The sequence below is a fragment of the Rathayibacter tanaceti genome (genome assembly GCF_001634385.1).
Taxonomy (GTDB): domain Bacteria; phylum Actinomycetota; class Actinomycetes; order Actinomycetales; family Microbacteriaceae; genus Rathayibacter; species Rathayibacter tanaceti.
Window position 1 is genome coordinate 14,603 of the sequence record NZ_LIIN01000017.1, and the last position, 17,802, is coordinate 32,404.

A 17,802-nucleotide genomic window follows, 5' to 3' on the forward strand; every position below is an offset into this window, starting at 1 on the left:
GCTCCAGTGTGCGCAGGCCGTCGGAGGAGAGCACCGACTCCAGGTGCCCCTGCACCGATGCGACATGTTCGCGCGCAGGGCGTCGACGACCCCGGACTCGGCGTCGACGGCGATCTCGAGCCCGAGTCGCGGGGTGCGCTCGAGGCCGGGTGCGACCGCGGCGAAGGTGTTGTAGAAGCCGATCGCCGCGTCCTCGCCGAACACGTCGACCGCCAGGCGCACGCCCTGGCGGGGCGTCGCCAGCGGCTCGACCGGGAGACCCGCCAGCAGCGACAGCATCTGGTGGCTGAGGCAGACGGCGAGCGTCGGGCGCTCCGCCTCCAGCCGTGCGGTCATCAGCTCGCGCAGGCGAGCGATCCGCGGCTCGGAGTCGTCGCGGGGATCGCCGGGGCCGGGGCCGAAGACGACGAGGTCGTCGCGCAGCACGTCGTCGACCTCGGACCAGCGCTCCACCCGTGCATCCATACCGAGGTGACGCAGCTGGTGCGCGAGCATCGTCGTGAACTGGTCCTCGTTGTCCACGATGAGCGCGGTGTGGCCGGTCAGGCCCTCGATGTGCTCGGGCGCCTGGGGCCGGAGCCAGAACGAGGCGAGTCGCTCGTTCCGTGCCTCCAGCGCCTCCTGCACCCCGGGCTGGGCGGCGAGGTCGATCGCCGGCGCCACGTCGCGGTGCGGCAGGAGCCCCAGGGCCGACAGCACTCCGGAGGCCTTGGCGCGGGTCTCGGCGACCTCCCCCTCCGGCGTCGAATGGCGCACCAGGGTCGCTCCGGCGGGCACGGTGAGCCGACCGTCGGGTTCGAGGTAGGCGGTGCGGATGAGGATGGGCGCGTCGACCGTGTAGCCCTCCTCCTCCGGCTCGAAGAGGGCGAGCACGCCGGAGTAGTAGCCGCGCGGCTCCTTCTCGTACTCGGCGATGACGGCGCACGCGTTCTCCATCGGAGATCCGGTGACGGTCGGTGCGAACATGGTCAGCCGCAGCACCTCCCGCACGTCGAGCCCGGTGCGGCCCTCGAGCAGGTACTCGGTGTGGCTGAGGCGCGACATCTGCTTGAGGAACGGGCCGAGGATGCGGCCGCCGTCCGGGCAGACCGCGCTCATCATCTTCATCTCCTCGTCGACCACCATGAAGAGCTCCTCGCTCTCCTTTACGTCGGCGAGGAACGCGAGTACCTCCTCGCCGGTCGGCCCGGCGGCAGGGTGGCGGAAGGTGCCGCTGATCGGGTTCATCATGGCGACCCCGTCGCGCACCGAGACGTGGCGCTCGGGCGTCGCACCCACGGCGGTGACCGTCTGAGCGCCGTCGAGTCCGGGGGTGTGGATCGCGAAGGTCCAGTAGGCGCCCGACTCGTCGGTGAGCAGGCGGCGGAACCAGGCGAGCACGGCCTCGACGGGCGGCGCATCAGTCTGCGCGACGAACGCGCGGCTGATGACGAAGTTGGCGCCCTCGCCCCGTCCGATCTCGTCGTCGATCACACGGCGGACGATCTCGGCGTACTCGTCGTCCGGCACGTCGAACCCGCGTTCCTCCACCGGGATCTCGCGCTCGGGAAGCAGGCGCAGCACCTCCTCGAGCGGCGTGCTCTCGCGCTCGCGGACGACGAGGTTCCGCAGCGGCGCACCGTCGTCCTTCGCCGCGAAGCCACGCTCGCGCACCTGGCGGTACGGCACCAGGGTCAGCACGTCGTCGCCGACGAGTGGGATGTCGGCGAGGCCCTCGACATCGAGGACGTCGCCCGTGAAGACGTCCACCTCCGAGCGTCCCTGGCGGAGGACGATCGCGAACGGCAGCGATCCGTCGGAGGCGAGGATGCGGGAGAGGAGCGAGGTCATCGTGGTCCTTGAATCGGGTCGTGCCCCACCCGGGCCCTGACATGCAGAACGACCGCCCGGAGGAGGCGGTCGAGTGCGAGGGGTCTGCGCGTCGGTCCGCCTAGGAGGCGGGCCACCAGGGGCTTCGGATCGACGTGCGCACGGGGGGAGTCTAGGGGACGGTCGGGTGGGCGGCCAAGCGGGCACCTCCCGGGGAGTCGGAGGCGAGCGTCGGCTCCCCGCGCAGGGTTCGCAGCAGGAGGGTCGCGCCCGCGGTCGCCGCCGGTGTCGCGACGATCGCGCCTCCGGGAACGAGGAACGCGAGATAGACCGCGACGCCGAAGCCGAGCGAGACGGCGCGGTGCTCGCCCAGCAGTCGCCGTCGCTGGGCGAGGCTGAGCCCGCGGGCATCGCCGGCGAACCCGGTGAGCTCGAGAGCGAGCGCCCGCCCGCCCACCAGCGCGCCGGCGATCAGTCCCGCGATCGAGCCGACCACCGGCACGAGGCCGAGCAGCACCAGCACCGCCCCGATCCCGATCGAGGCGGCGACCAGCACCGCGGAGTCGCGGAGGCCGCGTCCGACCCCGCGCCAGAATCCGGTTTCGTGCTCGTCCGGCACTCCGCCGAGGCCGTCCTCGACGCGGCGCCAGATCCGCTCGTAGAAGGGCGCGCCCACCAGCAGCGTGATCGCCGCGAAGAGCACCACTCCGATCGCCACCACCGCACCGACCACCGCGATCGCGAGCAGGAGGCGCGCGGTCTCCGCCCAGCCCGGCTCCCAGCCGTCGGCGAACGGCGTCAGCGCGGACACCGCCTCCTGCACCCGGGTGAGCACCACGACCAGGACGCCGACGAAGACCAGGCCCACGAGGAGGGGCGGGACCGCGCCCAGGAGCATCGCGCGCGGTGAGCGGCCCCAGGTGCCGAAGCCGCGCACGAAGAGCCGGGCGCCGAGCGCCGCGTCGCGGAGGATCGCCATGCGTCGATCTTCGCAGACCGGATGGCCGCTTCCCCTGCCCTGTGCGGGCACTCAGCCCAGGGCGAAAGGCGCCAGCAGGCCGGTCACGCTCTTCGCCCGCGGCACCGCGTACTCGTCGCGCCGCGACGTGGTGACCCCCATCGCGACCAGGCCCTCGACCAGCCGCACTGCCGAGGCGACGCCGTCGATCACCGGGACCCCCAGCTCGCGCGAGAGGTCGCGGCAGAGGTCGGCCATGCCCGCGCAGCCCAGGACGATCGAGTCGGAGCCGTCGGCGGCCAGCGCCTCGACGCACTCCGCGAGGATCACGCGGCGGGCGTCCGAGTGCGGGTTGTCGAGCTCGAGCACCGGGATGTCGCACGCCCGCACCTGGCGGCAGGCCTCGCCGAAGCCTGCCCGCCGCGCGATGTCCCAGGCGCGCCCGCTGGTCCGCGACAGGGTGGTCACCACCGTGAAGCCGCGGCCGACGAGGGTCGCCATGTGCATGGCGGCCTCGGCGATGCCCACCACGGGGCCGCTCGCGATCTCGCGCGCGGCGTCGACCCCCGGGTCGCCGAAGCAAGCGATGACCGCGCCGTCGCTGCCGGCCGCCTCCGCCCGCGTGATCTCGTGCAGAACGCCAGGGACGGCCAGCGCCTCGTCGTAGTGGCTCTCGATCGAGGCCGGACCCATCGGCGGGGTCACGGCATCGATCTCGGTGCCGAGCGAGGCGACGGAGCGGGCGGCCCGGCCGATGGCCGCGGTCATCGTGGCGCTGGTGTTCGGGTTGACGACGGTGATGCGCATGGTGTCCTCGGGGTGGAGCGGCAGGTCAGGACGGAGGTGTCGGGTGGGGATCCGGCGCCTCCGTCCTGACGTGCGGAGGGGTGGTCAGACGTGGGAGCCGTCGCTGACGTTCTCGAGGTCCTCCTCGAGCCGGGTGATGCGCGGCGCACGCCGCTCAAGCACCGCCATCGCCGCGAAGCCGAGTCCGCAGCCCAGGAACCAGCTGTAGTCGCCGAGCCAGGTGAACTCCGCCCCGCCCGCCTCCGCGATCCAGCGCGGTACGAGTACGGAGGCGACCGAGGGCACTCCGCCGATCACTGTCGCCCAGACCGCGTTGGGGTTGAACCCCCGCGAGAACCAGTAGCGGCCCTTCTCGCTCATCGAGTACAGGTCGTCGACCCAGACGCGCTGGCGGCTGATCAGGTAGTACCCGGCGATCAGGACGCCGAACAGTGGGCCGATCAGTGCACCGAGGATCCCGAGCGTGTAGTGGATCGCGGTGTCGTTCGAGTACCAGTTCCACGGGGTGAGCAGCACCGAGCCGACGGCGGCGATCATGCCGCCCATCCGCCAGCTGATCTTCTTGGGGTTCACGTTCGAGAAGTCGAAGGCGGGAGAGATGAAGTTGGCGACGATGTTGATGCCGATGGTCGCGATGACGAAGGTGAGGCCGCCGAGGAGCACCGCGAACCAGGTGTCGATCCGCTCGACCGTCTCGATGGGGTCGGTGATCAGCTCGCCGAAGACGGGCACCGTGGCGGAGGCGGTGATCACGGTCAGAAGGGAGAAGAAGAGGAAGTTGATGGGCAGGCCGAGCAGGTTCCCCTTCTTGACGGCGCTGTAGCTGCGGGCGTAGCGGGAGAAGTCGCCGAAGTTGAGCATCGGGCCCGAGAAGTAGGAGACGACGAGCGCGACGGCCGAGATCATCACGGGCAGCGAGGCGGCGAAGTCCAGCGGTTCGCCTGAGCCCAGGTTCAGCGAGATGTTCTCCCAGCCGGCCTGCGACACCAGGTATACGGCCAGGACGAGCATCACGATGTAGACCGCGGGTCCGGCCCAATCGATGAAGCGGCGGATCGACTCCATGCCCCGCCAGAACAGGGCGGCCTGAGCGACCCAGAGGATCGCGTAGGAGAGGTAGCCGAGCGCGGAGAGGCCGAGGAACGAGGCCTCCGGCGTGTTCCACGAGGCCATCGCCGGGAAGAACTTGAGGAACACGATGTTCAGCGACTGTGCGGCGAGGTAGGTCTGCACGCCGTACCAGGCGATCGCGATGAGGCCGCGGATGATCGCCGGGATGTTCGCGCCGCGGATGCCGAAGATCGCGCGGTTGATCACCGGGTACGGCACTCCCGTGACCTGGCTGGGCTTGGCGACCAGGTTGCAGAACACCTGCACGATCACGATTCCGACGACGAGGGCGACCAGCACTTGCCAGCCGGCCAGTCCGAGGGCGAAGAGGGAGCCGGCGGTCACGTAGCCGCCGACGCTGTGCACGTCGGACATCCAGAACGCGAAGATGTTGTAGCTCGACCAGCGCTGCTTCGCGAGAGGTGCGAGGTCGTCGTTGGCGAGACGGTCGTCGTAGCCGGGCTTGATCAGCGCGGCGCCGGCCGGCAGGTCGGGCTCGGCGGACGGCTGCTGGTCGATGGGGGGTGCGGTGACGCGGTCGGTCATGGGGTGGATCCACCTCTCGGGCGGTCGTGCGTGGGGCGGCACGGAGCGGATGTGTCAGGGTGGTCGTGGCGGTCGGCCGGTGTGGCCGATCGTCGCGAGGAGCGGTCCGAATGAAGTGATCACTTCACGCGAAGCCACGCTACGAGCCGGGGGTCCGCCGCTCGTTTCGGCTCCGTTACGGCTGTGTGACGATCTGCGAGAGAGGACGGGCGATGCTCTCCGACGGCACGGAGCCCCGCGGCGAAGAGGCCGCGCGCGCGGTGGTGGAGAGGGCGGGACGAGACCTCGGGGTGCGACTGCGCGAGCTGCGGCTCGCTGCGGGGCTCTCGCTGAAGGCCCTCGCGGAGCGGCTCGGGATCTCGGTGAGTGCCGTGTCCCAGATCGAGCGGGGCGCGATGCAGCCGTCGGTCGGGCGTCTGATCGCGCTCGTCGACGCGCTCGGAGTCCCGCTGTCGGCGGTGTTCGACCAGGGCGGGCCGGCGCCGGTCGAGACCGCGGTCGTGCGAGTTCGGGAGTCGGCGCCGGTGGTGCTCGAGGGCGGTGTGCTGTTCCGCCGGCTCGCGCCGCGGCCCCTCGACGCCGTGGACTTCTTCGAGTCGACCTATCCGCCCGGCTCGACCTCGACCGCGCACCGGCAGCTGCTGCGCCATGACGGCTTCGAGATGGGGACGGTCACGCTCGGCGAGCTGACGATCGAGTTCGAGGACGAGACGGTGGTCCTCGGTGCCGGCGACGCGATCACCTTCCCGTGTGAGCGACCGCACCGGATGATGAACACGGGCGCCTCGACCGCGGTGGCGACGTGGCTGATCGTGCACCGCTGACGCTTCGCGCCAGTCCCGAAACGGGACCATCCGGGTATGGGATCCTATCGACGCTCCTCCACAGCGGCCGTGAGCGCGACTCCTGTCCACACCCCGGTCCGGATCCGGGGCTTGCGGGGCCTCGATGTCGGTACCGCCTGGTGGGCTTGCCGCCTCGAACGATTGGTGCGGAACGTGGATGGACGACTGGACGGCAAGAACAGTGACGGGTGCCCGCGGTGGTGCGCGGGCGAGCACGACGAACTCGCAGCGGTGGAGGATCGCCTGCACCGCTCGGCGGCGCGCTCGCTCCCCGTGGTCCTCTGGGCGGGCGGTGCGGCGTCGGCCGAGACGGTGCATCTCTCGATGTGCCGCCCCGGGAGGACGGCCGAGGACCGCCTCCGCCTCGAGGCCGACGGTCTCGGCGAGCTCGACCTCGACCTCAGCTCGGCGGCGCGACTGGCCGGAGCGGTGCTGCGTCTACTCGAGGCCCCGTGAGGTCCGCGGCGGGTTCGGCGGCAGGAGGTCCATCAGGTCGACCTCGAGCGCCTCGCAGAGCGCGAGAAGGGTGTGCAGCGTCGGATTCGCGGGCGATCCCGGCTTCGACTCGCCCTTCTCGAACTTCTGGTAGGTGTACCCGGCGAGACCCGCCGCGTGGGCGATCCGCTCCTGGCTGGCCCCCTTGGCGATCCGGGCGCGGTGCATGTTGGTGCCGAGCTCGCGGGCGTATGTCGCCCAGTCGCGCTCAGGAGTCGGTGTCGGCATGCCCGCCAGCTTCCGAGATGTCGGGCCGCGGGTCACCCATATGCAGATGGGAAATCGCCCATGGTCATACGTGCATGGCTCTCGCGGTCGAGCGGTCGGCCCCCGAGGGGCGCCCACGGCAGCGCCTAGGATGTCCTGGTGCCAGTGAATCCCGAACTCGTCGGGCGCGTGTTCTCGCCCACCGAGCCCTATCAGGTGGGGCGCGAGAAGGTGCGCGAGTTCGCGCGCGCCGTCTCCGCGACCTCCCCTCTCCACCACGATGTCGAGGCTGCGCGCGCCGCCGGCCACCGCGATCTGGTCGCTCCGCCCACCTTCGCCGTCGTCGTGCAGGAATACACGCTCGCCCAGCTGCTCGCCGAGCCCGACGGCGGGATCGACTTCAGCCGCGTCGTGCACGGAGACCAGCGGTTCGCGCTGTCCCGTCCCGTCGTCGCCGGCGACGAGCTGACCGCGACCCTCTCGGTCGCGAGCATCAAGAAGCTCGGCGCGCACTCGATGGTCACCACCGAGTCGCGCATGGTCGACTCCTCCGGCGAGCACGTCGTCACCGCGATCTCGACCCTCGTGGTCAGGGGCGACGAATGAGCGCCGCACCGCGCGTCCTCGCCGACCTCAGCGTCGGCCAGGTGGTCGCCGAGGGCCGGTTCCCGATCGACCGCGGCACGCTCGTGCGCTACGCGGGGGCCTCGGGGGACTTCAACCCCATCCACTACCGCGACGACATCGCCGCCGAGGTCGGCCTCCCCGGCGTCCTCGCGCACGGGATGCTCACCATGGGCACCGCCGCGCAGGTCGTCGTCGACTGGATCGGCGACCCCGGCCTCGTCGTCGACTACCAGGTGCGCTTCACCCGTCCCGTCGTCGTCGATCCGCGTACCGGCGCCGCGATAGACGTGGTGGCCAAGGTCGGCGCCCTCGACGTCGAGGAGGGCTGGGCTCGGATCGACTTAGCCGTCTCGGTCGAGGGTCAGGCCGTGCTCGGCAAGGCGCAGGCCAGGGTCCGATTCGCGTGATCGCCTCCCGATGACCGCGACCCTGCTCTCGACGCTGACCACCCTCCGCGTGGGCGGTCCGGCCGAGCGCCTCCTCGAGCCCATCACCGAGGTCGAGCTCATCGAGACGCTCGTGCGGCTGTGGTCGGCCGATGAGCCGTGGCTGCTACTCGGCGGCGGCTCGAACCTCCTCGTCGGCGACGGTCCGTTCGAGGGCACGGTTGTGCGGGTGCGCACCTCGGGCATCGAGCGGCTCCCCTCCATCGAGCCCGGCGCCGTGCACCTGCGCGTGCAGGCGGGAGAGTCGTGGGACCGGCTCGTCGCAGAGACCGTCGAACGGGGCTGGGCCGGTCTGGAGGCGCTGAGTGGTATCCCCGGCACGGTCGGCGCCTCTCCGGTGCAGAACATCGGCGCCTACGGCCAAGAACTCTCCGACACGCTCGTCGCCGTCGACTTCCTCGAGGAGGGCGCGCGCGAGCCGGTCCGGCTGACAGCGGCCGAACTCGAACTGGCCTACCGCACGTCGGTGATCAAGCAGGGCCGCCGCGGCGCTGTGCTGGCCGTCGAATTCGCGCTTCAGGAGGCGGTCGACGGTGTGGGCACGCCCGTCGCCTACGCGCAGCTCGCCTCGGCCCTCGGAGTCGCGCTCGGCGAGCGGGTCCCGCTCGCGCAGGTTCGCGAGACGGTCCTCCGTTTGCGCGCCGCGAAGGGCATGGTGCTCGATGTCGCCGATCCGGACACCGCCAGCGCCGGTTCCTTCTTCACCAACCCCCTGGTCACGAGTGCCTTCGCGAACGGCCTGCCATCCTCCGCACCGCGCTGGCCGGTCGAGCCCACGGCCGAGGCGGCCGTCGTCACTCCGCTCGCCGCCGTCGAGGCCGGCGCTCCCGTCGGACTGCCCGTTCCCGCTCCTGCCGACGGCCTGGTCAAGCTGAGCGCCGCCTGGCTGATCGAGAACGCGGGGGTCGCGCGCGGCTTCGCGCTGCCCGGTTCGCGTGCGGCGGTCTCGGGCAAGCACACTCTGGCCCTGACGAACCGCGGAGGCGCGACCGCCGAGGAGGTCGCGGAGCTCGCGCGCTACGTCCAGGGCCGCGTCCTCGCCGAGTTCGGCGTGCTGCTGCATCCCGAGCCCGTGGTGATCGGCACCACCGTCTGACCCTTCCGTAGTCGACGGCCCTGGGCCGCCATCCGGCGCCGCCTCAGCTGTCGCGCCGGATCCAGCGGAAGCCGAACCGGCACGCGATCAGGCCGACGACCAGCCAGACGCCGAGCACGAGCGCGACCCCGCCGAGATCCCAGGACCCGCCGACCTCCGCCTCCTCGAAGCCGCTCGGCAGGAACACCGCGCGCATCCCCTGAGCGATCCACTTCAGCGGGAAGACGCTCGCCGTGTTCTGCAGCCAGTCCGGCAGCGTCGTGAACGACAGGTACGAGCCCGAGATGAACTGGAGCACCAGCAGCGGTGGGACGATGACGGCGGTGGCGCTCTTGCCCGAGCGCGGCAGGGCCGAGACGGCGATCCCGAGGATCGCGGACGTCGCGACTCCGGCGAGGTAGACCCACGTGAAGGTCGCCCAGCGACCGCCGTCGGCGGGGAGCTCGACCGAGAAGACCGTCGCAGCGACGAGTAGGAGCAGCGCCGTCTGCGCGAGGCTCGTCACGAGGACCTGGCCGAACTTGCCGAGGAAGTAGCTGAACACCGGCAGCGGTGCGCCGGCGAGGCGCTTGAGCGTGCCGTCGCTGCGCTCGACGGCGATGTCGACGCCCAGGTTCTGCACGCCCGAGAGGAGGATCCCCGCCGCTGCCAGACCGGGGACGTAGTACTCCGCCATCGGGATGCCCGGGTCCTGCGGGTTCGCCTGCATCACCGCGTCTCGCCGAAGGCGACCGAGAAGATCGTCAGCAGCAGGACCGGGAACAGGAAGGTGAAGAACACCTGGTCGGGCGCCCTGAAGTAGGAGCGGATCTCGTAGCGGGCGCGAGAGAGACCGAGCCGCAGGGTGCGGCCAGGCCCGGTCGAGAGAGTGCGGGCGCGGCCTGCGAGGGTGCTCATGCGGGCTCGCCGATCGCAGCGACTGCGTCGCCGGCCCGGTCCTCGCGGATCAGGTCGAGGTAGATGTCCTCGAGGCTCGGACGCACCACCTCGAGGGCGGCCGGTTCGCCGAGGCGGGCGTGGAGCGCGGCCACCGCCTGCGCCGGCTCCGTCGTTCGGAGGCGGCGGAGCTCGTTGTCCTCGCGCCACTGCACGATCGGGATGCGCGCCTCCTCGCCGCCGATGGCGCTCATCGGGCCGATCGCCAGCAGCCTCCCACCGGAGATGACGGCCGCGCGGTCGCCGAGGCGGGCGGCCTCGTCGAGGTAGTGGGTGGTGAGCAGGATGGTCGTGCCCTCGCTCTTGAGCAGGGCGATCAGGTCCCAGAAAGCGTGGCGCGCCTCCGGATCGAAGCCCGTCGTCGGCTCGTCGAGGAACACGAGCTCCGGACGGCCGATGATGCCCAGCGCGACGTCGACGCGTCGGCGCTGGCCGCCGGAGAGCCTGCCGATCCGCGATCGTGCCTTCGCCGTCAGCCCTACCGCCTCGATCGTCTCGTCGACATCGCGGGGGCGGGGATAGAGGCTCGCGAAGTGCGCGATCTGCTCGCGCACCGTGGCGTTGCCCGATTCACCGCTCGACTGGAGGACGATGCCGAGCCGCGCCTTCCAGGCGAGCCCGCCGTGCCGCGGGTCGACTCCGAGTACCGAGGCCTCGCCTCCTGAGCGGTCGCGGTAGCCCTCGAGGATCTCGATCGTGGTCGACTTGCCGGCGCCGTTGGGGCCGAGGAGGGCGAAGGTCTCGCCGCGTCGGATGTCGAAGGAGACTCCCACGAGGGCGGGCGCGCTGCCGTAGTCCTTCCGCAGATCGCGGACCCGGACGGCGGAGTCTTCGCTCATCCCCCCAGCGTGCCCTGTCCCGACCGCCCGGCGACACCGTTCCCCGATTTCCGCCTCCCTCTTGCCCTCCGCGCCCGGACATGCCAGTTCCGCACCTCGTCCCCGACGCCCCCTGGCGGAGCGTGACCGGCGATTCGCGTGTCAACGTTCGCGGATCGCGGGGCGCCCTCGGGGATCCGCCTGGTCGGTGGTGCCGACCGCGGCCGATCGGCGACGGAGGAGGAGGGGCTCAGCAGAACAGCCCTTGAAGGCGCTTCACTCCTTCGAGCAGCGCGTCGTCGCCGAGGGCGTACGAGAGGCGAAGGTATCCGCTCGGGCCGAACGCCTCCCCGGGGACCGTCGCGACCTCGGCCTGCTCGAGGATGAGGTCGGCGAGCTCGAGCGAGGTCGTCGGAGTCACTCCGCCCCACTCGCGGTTCAGCAGTCCGGTGACGTCGGGGTAGACGTAGAACGCGCCGCCCGGGGTGGGGCACTCGACTCCGTCGATCGCGTTCAGCTCGGCCACGATCGTGCGGCGGCGGCGGTCGAAGGCCAGACGCATCTCCTCTGCCGGCTCCTGCGGCCCGGTGAGGGCCGCGATGGCCGCGCGCTGCGAGATGTTCGAGACGTTGCTCGAGAGGTGCGACTGGAGGTTCGCCGCGCCCGCGATCGCGTCGGCCGGGCCGACCATCCAGCCGACCCGCCAGCCTGTCATCGCGTACGTCTTGGCGACTCCGTTGACGAGGATCGTGCGGTCGCGCAGCGCCGGCACCGCCTCGACGATCGATGTCGCCCGCTCGAGGGGGCCCGCGTCGTCCTGGTCGCCGGTGGCGTAGACGAGGTTCTGATAGATCTCGTCGGCGATGATCCAGAGGTCGTGCTCCTCGGCCCACTCGCCGATCTCGCGGGTCTGCTCGGGGGAGTAGACCGCTCCGGTCGGGTTGGAGGGGGAGACGAAGAGGAGCACCTTGGTGCGCTCGGTCCGTGCCGCCTCCAGTTGTTCGACGGTGACGAGGTAGCCCTGGTCGGCGCCCGCGAACACGTCGACCTGCACGCCTCCGGCGAGCTTGATCGCCTCGGGGTAGGTGGTCCAGTAGGGGGTCGGCACGAGGACCTCGTCGCCGTCGTCGAGCAGCGTCTGGAAGGCCTGGTACACGGCCTGCTTGCCGCCGTTGGTCACGACGATCTGCGAGGGCTCGACGTCCCAGCCGGAGTCGCGTGCCGTCTTGACGGCGATCGCCTCGCGGAGGTCCGGGAGGCCGGCGGCGGGCGTGTAGCGGTAGTTCCGCGGGTCGAGCACGGCGGCCGAGGCCGCTTCGACGACGTGCTCGGGGGTGCGGAAGTCGGGCTCGCCGGCGGCGTACGAGACGACCGGGCGGCCCTGGGCCTGGAGGGCCTTCGCCTTCGCATCGACCTTCAGGGTCGCGGACTCGGCGATGGCGGAGATGCGGGCGGAGATGCGCGTGGTGGAGGACACGACGGCCAGCGTATCCTGCGCGCCCAGGAGGCCCGCGGGGCCCTCGCCGCTCGGCTGGACACGCTCTGCGGGTCCACGTACACTCGTCTGAGGTAGTCGATCTCTGCCCTCATCCACAGCGCCCGCGAAGGGCGCGCGGCGAGGCGCGGTCGGTCGGTCTCCTTCCTCGGATGCTCGCAACGGCATCCATAGGGCGGTGGCTCAATTGGTAGAGCAGCGGTCTCCAAAACCGCAGGTTGCAGGTTCGAGCCCTGTCCGCCCTGCACATCGATGCCCGTCGCACGCGGTTCCCGCGATGCAGCGGTCATCGGTCCAGGGCCACCCAGGACGGGTGGCCGGCCACACCGGAGGTTCCGGTGCGGGAAAGGTGCGTGCAGGTGGCCGGGAAAGCAGTCGACGAGCCGAGCGAGGACGTCGTCGCGATCGCGAATCAGCAGCGAGCCGCGCGGCGCAATCCGTTCGCGCGCATCGCCCTCTTCATCCGGCAGGTCATCGCCGAGCTGAAGAAGGTCGTGACGCCCACCCGCAAGGAGCTGGGCAACTACGTCGTGGTCGTACTGATCTTCGTCGTCATCATGATGGCGCTGGTGTCCTTCCTCGACTGGGTGTTCGCCCTGGCCGTGACCTACGTGTTCGGCACACCCGCCGCCTGACCCGAGAGCATCCGGTCCGCGCGAGCGGAGCGTGCCGGCGACAGCGGGACGCGCCCCGAGGGGCGTGACCGATCGATGAGAGAGAGTTGTGACGAGTGTCTGACAGAAACCGCGACGACGTCGACTGGGCGACGGCTGCCGAGCAGTCGTCCGAGGTCGAGGAGGAGCAGGAGGGTGGCACCCAGACTCAGGCCGAGGACGCCGTCGAACCCGCCGAGGAGGGCGCCCTGAGCGTCATCGACGAGAACGAGTCCGAGGACGATCTCGCCTCCGACCTCGAGGCCGCGCTGGACGCCATCGGCTCGGTCGACGACCCCGAGGCCGACTCGGCGGTCGACGGAGCGGCCCACATCGACACCGTCGAGGAGGCCGAGGCTGCCCTCGAGGCCGTCGAGGACGAGGCCGAGGTCGCTGCAGAGGATGCGGAGTCCGCCGGCGAGGAGCTGGCCGACATCGACCCCTACGAGGCCTTCCGCGCCGAGCTGCGCGGCAAGCCGGGCAAGTGGTACGTCATCCACTCCTACGCGGGCTTCGAGAAGCGTGTGAAGTCCAACATCGAGAACCGCAAGGTCTCACTCGAGGCCGAGGACTACATCTTCGAGGTCCAGGTCCCCATGGAGGACGTGGTCGAGATCAAGAACGGCCAGCGCAAGATGGTCACCCGCGTGCGCATCCCCGGCTATGTGCTGGTGCGCATGGACCTCAACGAGGACTCGTGGTCGGTCGTCCGCCACACGCCGGGCGTGACCGGCTTCGTGGGCAACGCCCACAACCCGACTCCGCTGCGGTTCGAGGAGGCGTTCACCATGCTGAAGAGCCTCGTCGAGATCAAGGACGTCGCTCCTTCGAAGGCGCCCGGCGCCAAGGGTCAGAAGCAGGTCCAGCGCGTCCTCCCCGCCGAGGTCGACTTCGAGATCGGCGAGACCATCACCATCAAGGAGGGCTCGTTCGCGGGTCTTCCCGGTTCGATCAGCGAGATCAAGCCCGAGAGCGGCAAGCTCACCGTGCTGGTGTCGCTCTTCGAGCGCGAGACCCCGGTCGAGCTGTCGTTCGACCAGGTCACCAAGCTCTGACGAGCCACGCACTGCCCGTGTGAACGCCCCCTCCGCTCGATCGGAGGGGGCGTTCGCCGTGCGAGCGGTGGGGCGCGATCCGCAGGGGATCGTCGCGGGTCACGTCATGTCTGAGCGTGACCTCGCGCTCTGGATCTCTTGCGGGTCGCGCGGGTGGTCTTCGACCTGTCGGGGGCGCTGCCCCTCGTGTAGGCTCTTGGGGGTTGTGTGTCGGCGCCCCTCCGTGTGCGCGCCGGCCCGAGCCTCCACCGCGATCCGACACCGTCGGATGAGCGGGAGAGCGGTCGGGAGCCCCCGACCGCTCGAACCCTGAGAAAAGGAATCAGAATGGCCCCCAAGAAGAAGGTCACCGGCCTGATCAAGCTCCAGATCAAGGCCGGCGCGGCGAACCCCGCGCCCCCGATCGGTCCGGCGCTCGGTCAGCACGGCGTCAACATCATGGAGTTCTGCAAGGCGTACAACGCGCAGACCGAATCGCAGCGCGGCAACGTCGTCCCCGTCGAGATCACCGTCTACGAGGACCGCTCGTTCACCTTCATCCTGAAGACCCCGCCCGCGGCGGAGCTCATCAAGAAGGCCGCCGGCGTCGCCAAGGGCTCGTCGACCCCGCACACCGTGAAGGTCGCGAAGCTCACCCAGGCGCAGGTCCGCGAGATCGCCGAGGCGAAGCAGGTCGACCTCAACGCCAACGACATCGACGCCGCGGCGAAGATCATCGCCGGAACGGCGCGCAGCATGGGCATCACTGTCGAATAGCGCGAAGCGCTCTTCACAGGCGGCAGCCCCGCGCTGACAAGCGCGGACTCACCGCGGACGCCTCGAGAACGCAACGGCGACCCCTCAATGGGGTCGCATCACGCGCCTCGAAAAGCCTCCGCGCGAGCTCTCTGCCTCCTACGAGCAGCACTCCCGGCCGTGATCACGGCACACCCAGAACTCCAACTCCCCGTGGGAGAGCCCGCCAGGCTCTAGAACCACATTCTCGTTTCAAGGAGAAACAACATGGCACAGAAGTCGAAGGCCTACCGGGCCGCAGCGGCCAAGCTCGAAGAGGGCAAGTTCTACAGCCCCGATGAGGCCGTCGCGCTCGCTCGCGAGACCGGTTCCGCCAAGTTCAACAGCACCGTCGAGGTCGCCCTCAAGCTCGGCGTCGACCCGCGCAAGGCCGACCAGATGGTCCGCGGCACGGTCATCCTCCCGCACGGCACGGGCAAGACCGCCCGCGTCATCGTGTTCGCGACCGGCCCGGCCGCCGAGGCGCTCTGGCCGCGGGTGCCGACGAGGTCGGCGGCTCCGAGCTGATCGAGAAGGTCGCGGGCGGCTACACCTCGTTCGACTCCGCCGTCTCGACCCCGGAGCTCATGGGCCAGGTCGGCCGTCTCGGCAAGGTGCTCGGCCCCCGCGGCCTCATGCCCAACCCGAAGACCGGCACCGTGACCCCGGACGTCGCGAAGGCCGTGACCGAGATCAAGGGCGGCAAGATCGAGTTCCGCGTCGACAAGCACGCCAACGTGCACCTCGTCGTGGGCAAGGCCGCTTTCACCGAGGAGCAGCTCCAGGAGAACTTCAAGACTGCTCTCGACGAGATCGTCCGCCTGAAGCCGTCCTCCTCGAAGGGCCGCTACATCCAGAAGGCCGCCGTCTCGACGACCTTCGGTCCCGGCATCCCGCTGGACGTCAACGTCCTCGCCTGAGCCTCGGCTCGGCAGTGACGGGGAGGGGGCCCGCTTCGGCGGGTCCCCTCCCTCGTCGTCTCCGGGGTGCTCCCCGCGGCGGGCATACTGGTCGGAGTGTCCGATCCCTCCCCCTCGCCTGTAACGATCCGCCGCGCCGTCGCCTCTGATGCCGCGGCGCTCTCGTCGGTCGCGGCGGTCACCTTCCCGCTCGCCTGCCCGCCGCACACGACCCGGGAGGCGAAGGCCGAGTTCATCCGCACGGTGCTGTCGGTCGAGCGGTTCCGCGAGTACCTGGCCGATGACGCTCGGGTGCTGTTCGTCGCCGAGGACGCGACCGGGGCGCTCGGGTACACCATGATCATCCGCGGCGAGCCCGCCGATGCGGACGCCGATTCCACGATTACCCATCGGCCGGGAGTCGAGCTGAGCAAGTGCTACGCCCTGCCCGCCTGGCACGGCTCGGGCGTTGCCGCCCGGTTGATGGTCGCGAGCATCGACGACGCGCGGGCGGGCGGGGCGCGTGGCATGTGGCTCGGCGTGAACCAGGAGAACGAGCGGGCGCGCCGCTTCTACGCGAAGCACGGCTTCGAGGTGGTGGGCACGAAGCGCTTCCTGGTCGGCGGCCGCTACGAGGACGACTTCGTCCTCGAGCGCGCCCTCTGACGAGGCGACCGCGAGTGAGGGAAACCCGGACCGTCGAGGCCGCCCGTGAGGGCAGGCCCTCTCGACGGTCCGGGGCTCCCTCAGTGCATGGCGGCGGGTCAGCCTCGGAGACGGTGAGCACGATCTTGCCGCGGGTGTGCCCGGTCTCGAGCTGCTCGTGGGCTTCGCAGGCTCGGGCGAGCGGGAGGATGCTGTCGATGAGGACGCGCACGTCACCCGACTCGAGCAGGCGCGAGACGACGGCCAGGGTCGCGCCGTCGGGCGCGACGCGGTAACCGGAGGCGCGCACGCCGGCCGCCGCGGCCTCCTCGAAGAACCCGGGCCAGCCGCTCGTCGGCGCCGTGACCATCAGGCCGCCGGGACGTAGGACCTTGAGCGAGCGCGAGCCGGTGTCGTCGTGCGCGTTGCCGACGAGGTCGATCACCACGTCGATCCCGGCGAGGACCTCGTCGAAGCGCTCGGCGGTGTGGTCGATCACCCGGGAGGCGCCGAGCTCGCGGAGCCACTGCACGTTGCGGGTCGAGCCGGTCGCGATCACCGACGCTCCGAAGTAGGCGGCGAACTGCACGGCGAAGTGGCCGACGCCGCCCGATCCGGCGTGGATCAGGATCCGCTGGCCCTCGTGTGCCTTCGCGAGCTCGACCACCATGCCCCAGGCGGTCAGAGCCGCGAGCGGCACGCCCGCCGCCTCGACGTGCGAGAGGGTCGAGGGCTTCCTGGCGATCGAGACACTCGGGACGCTGACGTACTCGGCATAGGAGCCGGAGTACCGAGGCACCATCACGAAGCCGTACACCTCGTCGCCCGGGCGGAGCGGATGCGCGGGGTAGGGGCTCGAGACCACGACTCCCGAGAAGTCGTGGCCGAGCACCGCCGGGTACGACGCGATCTGCGAGGCGACTCCTCGGCCGGCCCGCGTCGTCGCGTCGAGCGGGTTCACTCCCGCGGCGACCACCTTCACGGTGAACTCGGCGTTGATCGATGACGGTGTCGGCACCGTCGCCAGGTGCAGGACGGAGGCGTCTCCCGGCGCGTCGATCACCGCTGCGGTCATCGTGTCGGGGAGGAGTACCTCCTCAGGGATCTCGCCAATCGCGAGGCCGTGCCCGAGCGCGCTGGTGTGCATCATCGCCTTTCGTGTCGCGGCGGTGGAGGTCCTGTCGACCGGCGTCGCCCCCGATGCCCGCATCCCGACGCCGTCTCCAGTCAAGCGACGCAATGAGTCGGCCCTGTTACGGGGGTGTCACCCGTGGGAGAAGATTGGCGTGCCCGCGCGGAGGAGCCTCCGGAGCGGTCTGGCACGATGAGGGGATGCGCCGCCGACGAGGACCTCTGCTCGCGGGCGGCGCGCTGCTGGTGCTAGCGGGTCTCGGGGTCCTCCTTGCGGCGCGGTTCAGCATCGGAAGCAGCCGCTGGGTCTACGTCAGCGAGATGGGTGCGCCCGACCTTCCCACGGCCGCTGCCTTCGAGATCGCGCTGCTGCTGGTCGCGGCGGGCGGCGGGCTGATCGCCGCCGGCGCCTGGGCGGTGCGGGCGCGCCTGCTGAGCGCGCTCCCGCCG

At 70.8% G+C, this 17,802-nt stretch carries 17 protein-coding genes, 1 tRNA gene and 4 pseudogenes; 12 read left to right on the top strand and 10 right to left on the bottom strand.

Annotation, left to right across the window (positions count from 1 at the left end; all coding sequences use genetic code 11):
• Window positions 1–219: 219 nt before the first annotated feature.
• The 4 genes and pseudogenes from ACH61_RS03805 to ACH61_RS03820 form a co-directional block, all read right to left on the bottom strand.
• Window positions 220–1,830: pseudogene (locus ACH61_RS03805) on the bottom strand (chorismate-binding protein); the annotation flags it as partial.
• 151 nt (window positions 1,831–1,981) lie between these two features.
• Window positions 1,982–2,788: an EI24 domain-containing protein gene (locus tag ACH61_RS03810; RefSeq protein ID WP_068208781.1), complete on the bottom strand. Its 807-nt coding sequence runs from the start codon at window positions 2,786–2,788 to the stop codon at window positions 1,982–1,984.
• A 51-nt stretch (window positions 2,789–2,839) separates the two neighbouring features.
• Entirely contained in the window at window positions 2,840–3,574 is a 735-nt protein-coding gene (locus ACH61_RS03815; RefSeq protein WP_068208782.1) for an aspartate/glutamate racemase family protein, read from the bottom strand.
• Between the two features lie 84 nt (window positions 3,575–3,658).
• Window positions 3,659–5,230 (bottom strand): NCS1 family nucleobase:cation symporter-1, encoded by a 1,572-nt coding sequence (locus tag ACH61_RS03820; protein ID WP_082844993.1) that lies wholly within the window; start codon window positions 5,228–5,230, stop codon window positions 3,659–3,661.
• A 212-nt stretch (window positions 5,231–5,442) separates the two neighbouring features.
• Here ACH61_RS03820 and ACH61_RS03825 point away from each other — a divergent pair, with 212 nt between their 5' ends.
• Window positions 5,443–6,054: a helix-turn-helix domain-containing protein gene (locus ACH61_RS03825; protein WP_082844994.1), complete on the top strand. Its 612-nt coding sequence runs from the start codon at window positions 5,443–5,445 to the stop codon at window positions 6,052–6,054.
• 174 nt (window positions 6,055–6,228) lie between these two features.
• A complete protein-coding gene (locus ACH61_RS03830) occupies window positions 6,229–6,531 on the top strand; it encodes a DUF6907 domain-containing protein (RefSeq protein ID WP_132504760.1) in 303 nt (100 codons plus the stop codon).
• On the opposite strand, the gene ACH61_RS03835 is transcribed toward ACH61_RS03830, so the two are convergent.
• Window positions 6,514–6,798 (bottom strand): helix-turn-helix domain-containing protein, encoded by a 285-nt coding sequence (locus tag ACH61_RS03835; protein WP_068208784.1) that lies wholly within the window; start codon window positions 6,796–6,798, stop codon window positions 6,514–6,516. The two genes, ACH61_RS03830 and ACH61_RS03835, sit on opposite strands and share 18 nt — an antisense overlap.
• A gap of 138 nt (window positions 6,799–6,936) precedes the next feature.
• Here ACH61_RS03835 and ACH61_RS03840 point away from each other — a divergent pair, with 138 nt between their 5' ends.
• From ACH61_RS03840 to ACH61_RS03850, 3 genes are read left to right on the top strand one after another with little or no spacing between them, the layout of a single operon-like run.
• Entirely contained in the window at window positions 6,937–7,383 is a 447-nt protein-coding gene (locus ACH61_RS03840; RefSeq protein ID WP_068208785.1) for a MaoC family dehydratase N-terminal domain-containing protein, read from the top strand.
• Entirely contained in the window at window positions 7,380–7,811 is a 432-nt protein-coding gene (locus tag ACH61_RS03845; protein WP_068208786.1) for a MaoC/PaaZ C-terminal domain-containing protein, read from the top strand. The genes ACH61_RS03840 and ACH61_RS03845 overlap by 4 nt, the downstream gene beginning before the upstream one ends.
• 10 nt (window positions 7,812–7,821) lie before the next feature.
• Window positions 7,822–8,946, top strand: a complete 1,125-nt coding sequence (locus ACH61_RS03850; protein ID WP_068208787.1) for a UDP-N-acetylmuramate dehydrogenase — start codon at window positions 7,822–7,824, stop codon at window positions 8,944–8,946.
• A 43-nt stretch (window positions 8,947–8,989) separates the two neighbouring features.
• On the opposite strand, the gene ACH61_RS03855 is transcribed toward ACH61_RS03850, so the two are convergent.
• The 4 genes from ACH61_RS03855 to ACH61_RS03865 all read right to left on the bottom strand — a co-directional run bounded on the left by ACH61_RS03855 (window position 8,990) and on the right by ACH61_RS03865 (window position 12,177).
• Window positions 8,990–9,655 carry an ABC transporter permease gene (locus ACH61_RS03855; protein ID WP_330220124.1) on the bottom strand — a complete coding sequence of 222 codons (666 nt, stop codon included), beginning with the start codon at window positions 9,653–9,655 and terminating at the stop codon, window positions 8,990–8,992.
• The gene (locus ACH61_RS18955) at window positions 9,655–9,843 is read right to left on the bottom strand and encodes a hypothetical protein (RefSeq protein WP_330220123.1); all 189 of its coding nucleotides are present in this window, start codon (window positions 9,841–9,843) and stop codon (window positions 9,655–9,657) included. Before ACH61_RS18955 ends, ACH61_RS03855 begins: the two co-directional genes overlap by 1 nt.
• Window positions 9,840–10,721, bottom strand: a complete 882-nt coding sequence (locus tag ACH61_RS03860) for an ABC transporter ATP-binding protein (protein WP_068208792.1) — start codon at window positions 10,719–10,721, stop codon at window positions 9,840–9,842. Before ACH61_RS03860 ends, ACH61_RS18955 begins: the two co-directional genes overlap by 4 nt.
• Window positions 10,722–10,950: 229 nt before the next feature.
• Window positions 10,951–12,177 (bottom strand): pyridoxal phosphate-dependent aminotransferase, encoded by a 1,227-nt coding sequence (locus ACH61_RS03865; protein WP_082844995.1) that lies wholly within the window; start codon window positions 12,175–12,177, stop codon window positions 10,951–10,953.
• A gap of 190 nt (window positions 12,178–12,367) precedes the next feature.
• Between ACH61_RS03865 and ACH61_RS03870 the strand changes: the two genes are divergently transcribed.
• The 6 genes and pseudogenes from ACH61_RS03870 (at window position 12,368) to ACH61_RS16085 (ending at window position 16,242) form a co-directional block, all read left to right on the top strand.
• Window positions 12,368–12,440 (top strand) — tRNA-Trp (locus tag ACH61_RS03870).
• A 114-nt stretch (window positions 12,441–12,554) separates the two neighbouring features.
• The gene (secE, locus tag ACH61_RS03875) at window positions 12,555–12,830 is read left to right on the top strand and encodes a preprotein translocase subunit SecE (RefSeq protein ID WP_068208793.1); all 276 of its coding nucleotides are present in this window, start codon (window positions 12,555–12,557) and stop codon (window positions 12,828–12,830) included.
• Between the two features lie 95 nt (window positions 12,831–12,925).
• Window positions 12,926–13,903: a transcription termination/antitermination protein NusG gene (gene nusG, locus ACH61_RS03880; RefSeq protein ID WP_068208794.1), complete on the top strand. Its 978-nt coding sequence runs from the start codon at window positions 12,926–12,928 to the stop codon at window positions 13,901–13,903.
• A 327-nt stretch (window positions 13,904–14,230) separates the two neighbouring features.
• Window positions 14,231–14,659: a 50S ribosomal protein L11 gene (rplK, locus tag ACH61_RS03885; protein WP_068208795.1), complete on the top strand. Its 429-nt coding sequence runs from the start codon at window positions 14,231–14,233 to the stop codon at window positions 14,657–14,659.
• Between the two features lie 246 nt (window positions 14,660–14,905).
• A pseudogene (rplA, locus tag ACH61_RS03890) lies at window positions 14,906–15,597 on the top strand (50S ribosomal protein L1).
• A 96-nt stretch (window positions 15,598–15,693) separates the two neighbouring features.
• Complete coding sequence (locus tag ACH61_RS16085) at window positions 15,694–16,242, top strand: GNAT family N-acetyltransferase (RefSeq protein WP_082844997.1); 549 nt, start codon at window positions 15,694–15,696, stop codon at window positions 16,240–16,242.
• A 127-nt stretch (window positions 16,243–16,369) separates the two neighbouring features.
• Here the strand turns inward: ACH61_RS16085 and ACH61_RS03895 are convergent.
• Window positions 16,370–17,431: pseudogene (locus tag ACH61_RS03895) on the bottom strand (NADP-dependent oxidoreductase); the annotation flags it as partial.
• A 122-nt stretch (window positions 17,432–17,553) separates the two neighbouring features.
• On the opposite strand from ACH61_RS03895, the pseudogene ACH61_RS03900 reads away from it, so the two are divergent.
• Window positions 17,554–17,802, top strand: a pseudogene (locus ACH61_RS03900) (hypothetical protein); the annotation flags it as partial.

Coding starts and splice junctions, on each gene's coding strand:
- ACH61_RS03845 (WP_068208786.1), top strand. CDS start 7,380: ATGAGCGCCGCACCGCGCGTCCTCGCCGACCTCAGCGTCGGCCAGGTG.
- ACH61_RS03850 (WP_068208787.1), top strand. CDS start 7,822: ATGACCGCGACCCTGCTCTCGACGCTGACCACCCTCCGCGTGGGCGGT.
- ACH61_RS03820 (WP_082844993.1), bottom strand. CDS start 5,230: ATGACCGACCGCGTCACCGCACCCCCCATCGACCAGCAGCCGTCCGCC.
- ACH61_RS03815 (WP_068208782.1), bottom strand. CDS start 3,574: ATGCGCATCACCGTCGTCAACCCGAACACCAGCGCCACGATGACCGCG.
- ACH61_RS03810 (WP_068208781.1), bottom strand. CDS start 2,788: ATGGCGATCCTCCGCGACGCGGCGCTCGGCGCCCGGCTCTTCGTGCGC.
- ACH61_RS03855 (WP_330220124.1), bottom strand. CDS start 9,655: ATGCAGGCGAACCCGCAGGACCCGGGCATCCCGATGGCGGAGTACTAC.
- rplK (WP_068208795.1), top strand. CDS start 14,231: ATGGCCCCCAAGAAGAAGGTCACCGGCCTGATCAAGCTCCAGATCAAG.
- ACH61_RS18955 (WP_330220123.1), bottom strand. CDS start 9,843: ATGAGCACCCTCGCAGGCCGCGCCCGCACTCTCTCGACCGGGCCTGGC.
- ACH61_RS03835 (WP_068208784.1), bottom strand. CDS start 6,798: ATGCCGACACCGACTCCTGAGCGCGACTGGGCGACATACGCCCGCGAG.
- ACH61_RS03825 (WP_082844994.1), top strand. CDS start 5,443: ATGCTCTCCGACGGCACGGAGCCCCGCGGCGAAGAGGCCGCGCGCGCG.
- ACH61_RS03860 (WP_068208792.1), bottom strand. CDS start 10,721: ATGAGCGAAGACTCCGCCGTCCGGGTCCGCGATCTGCGGAAGGACTAC.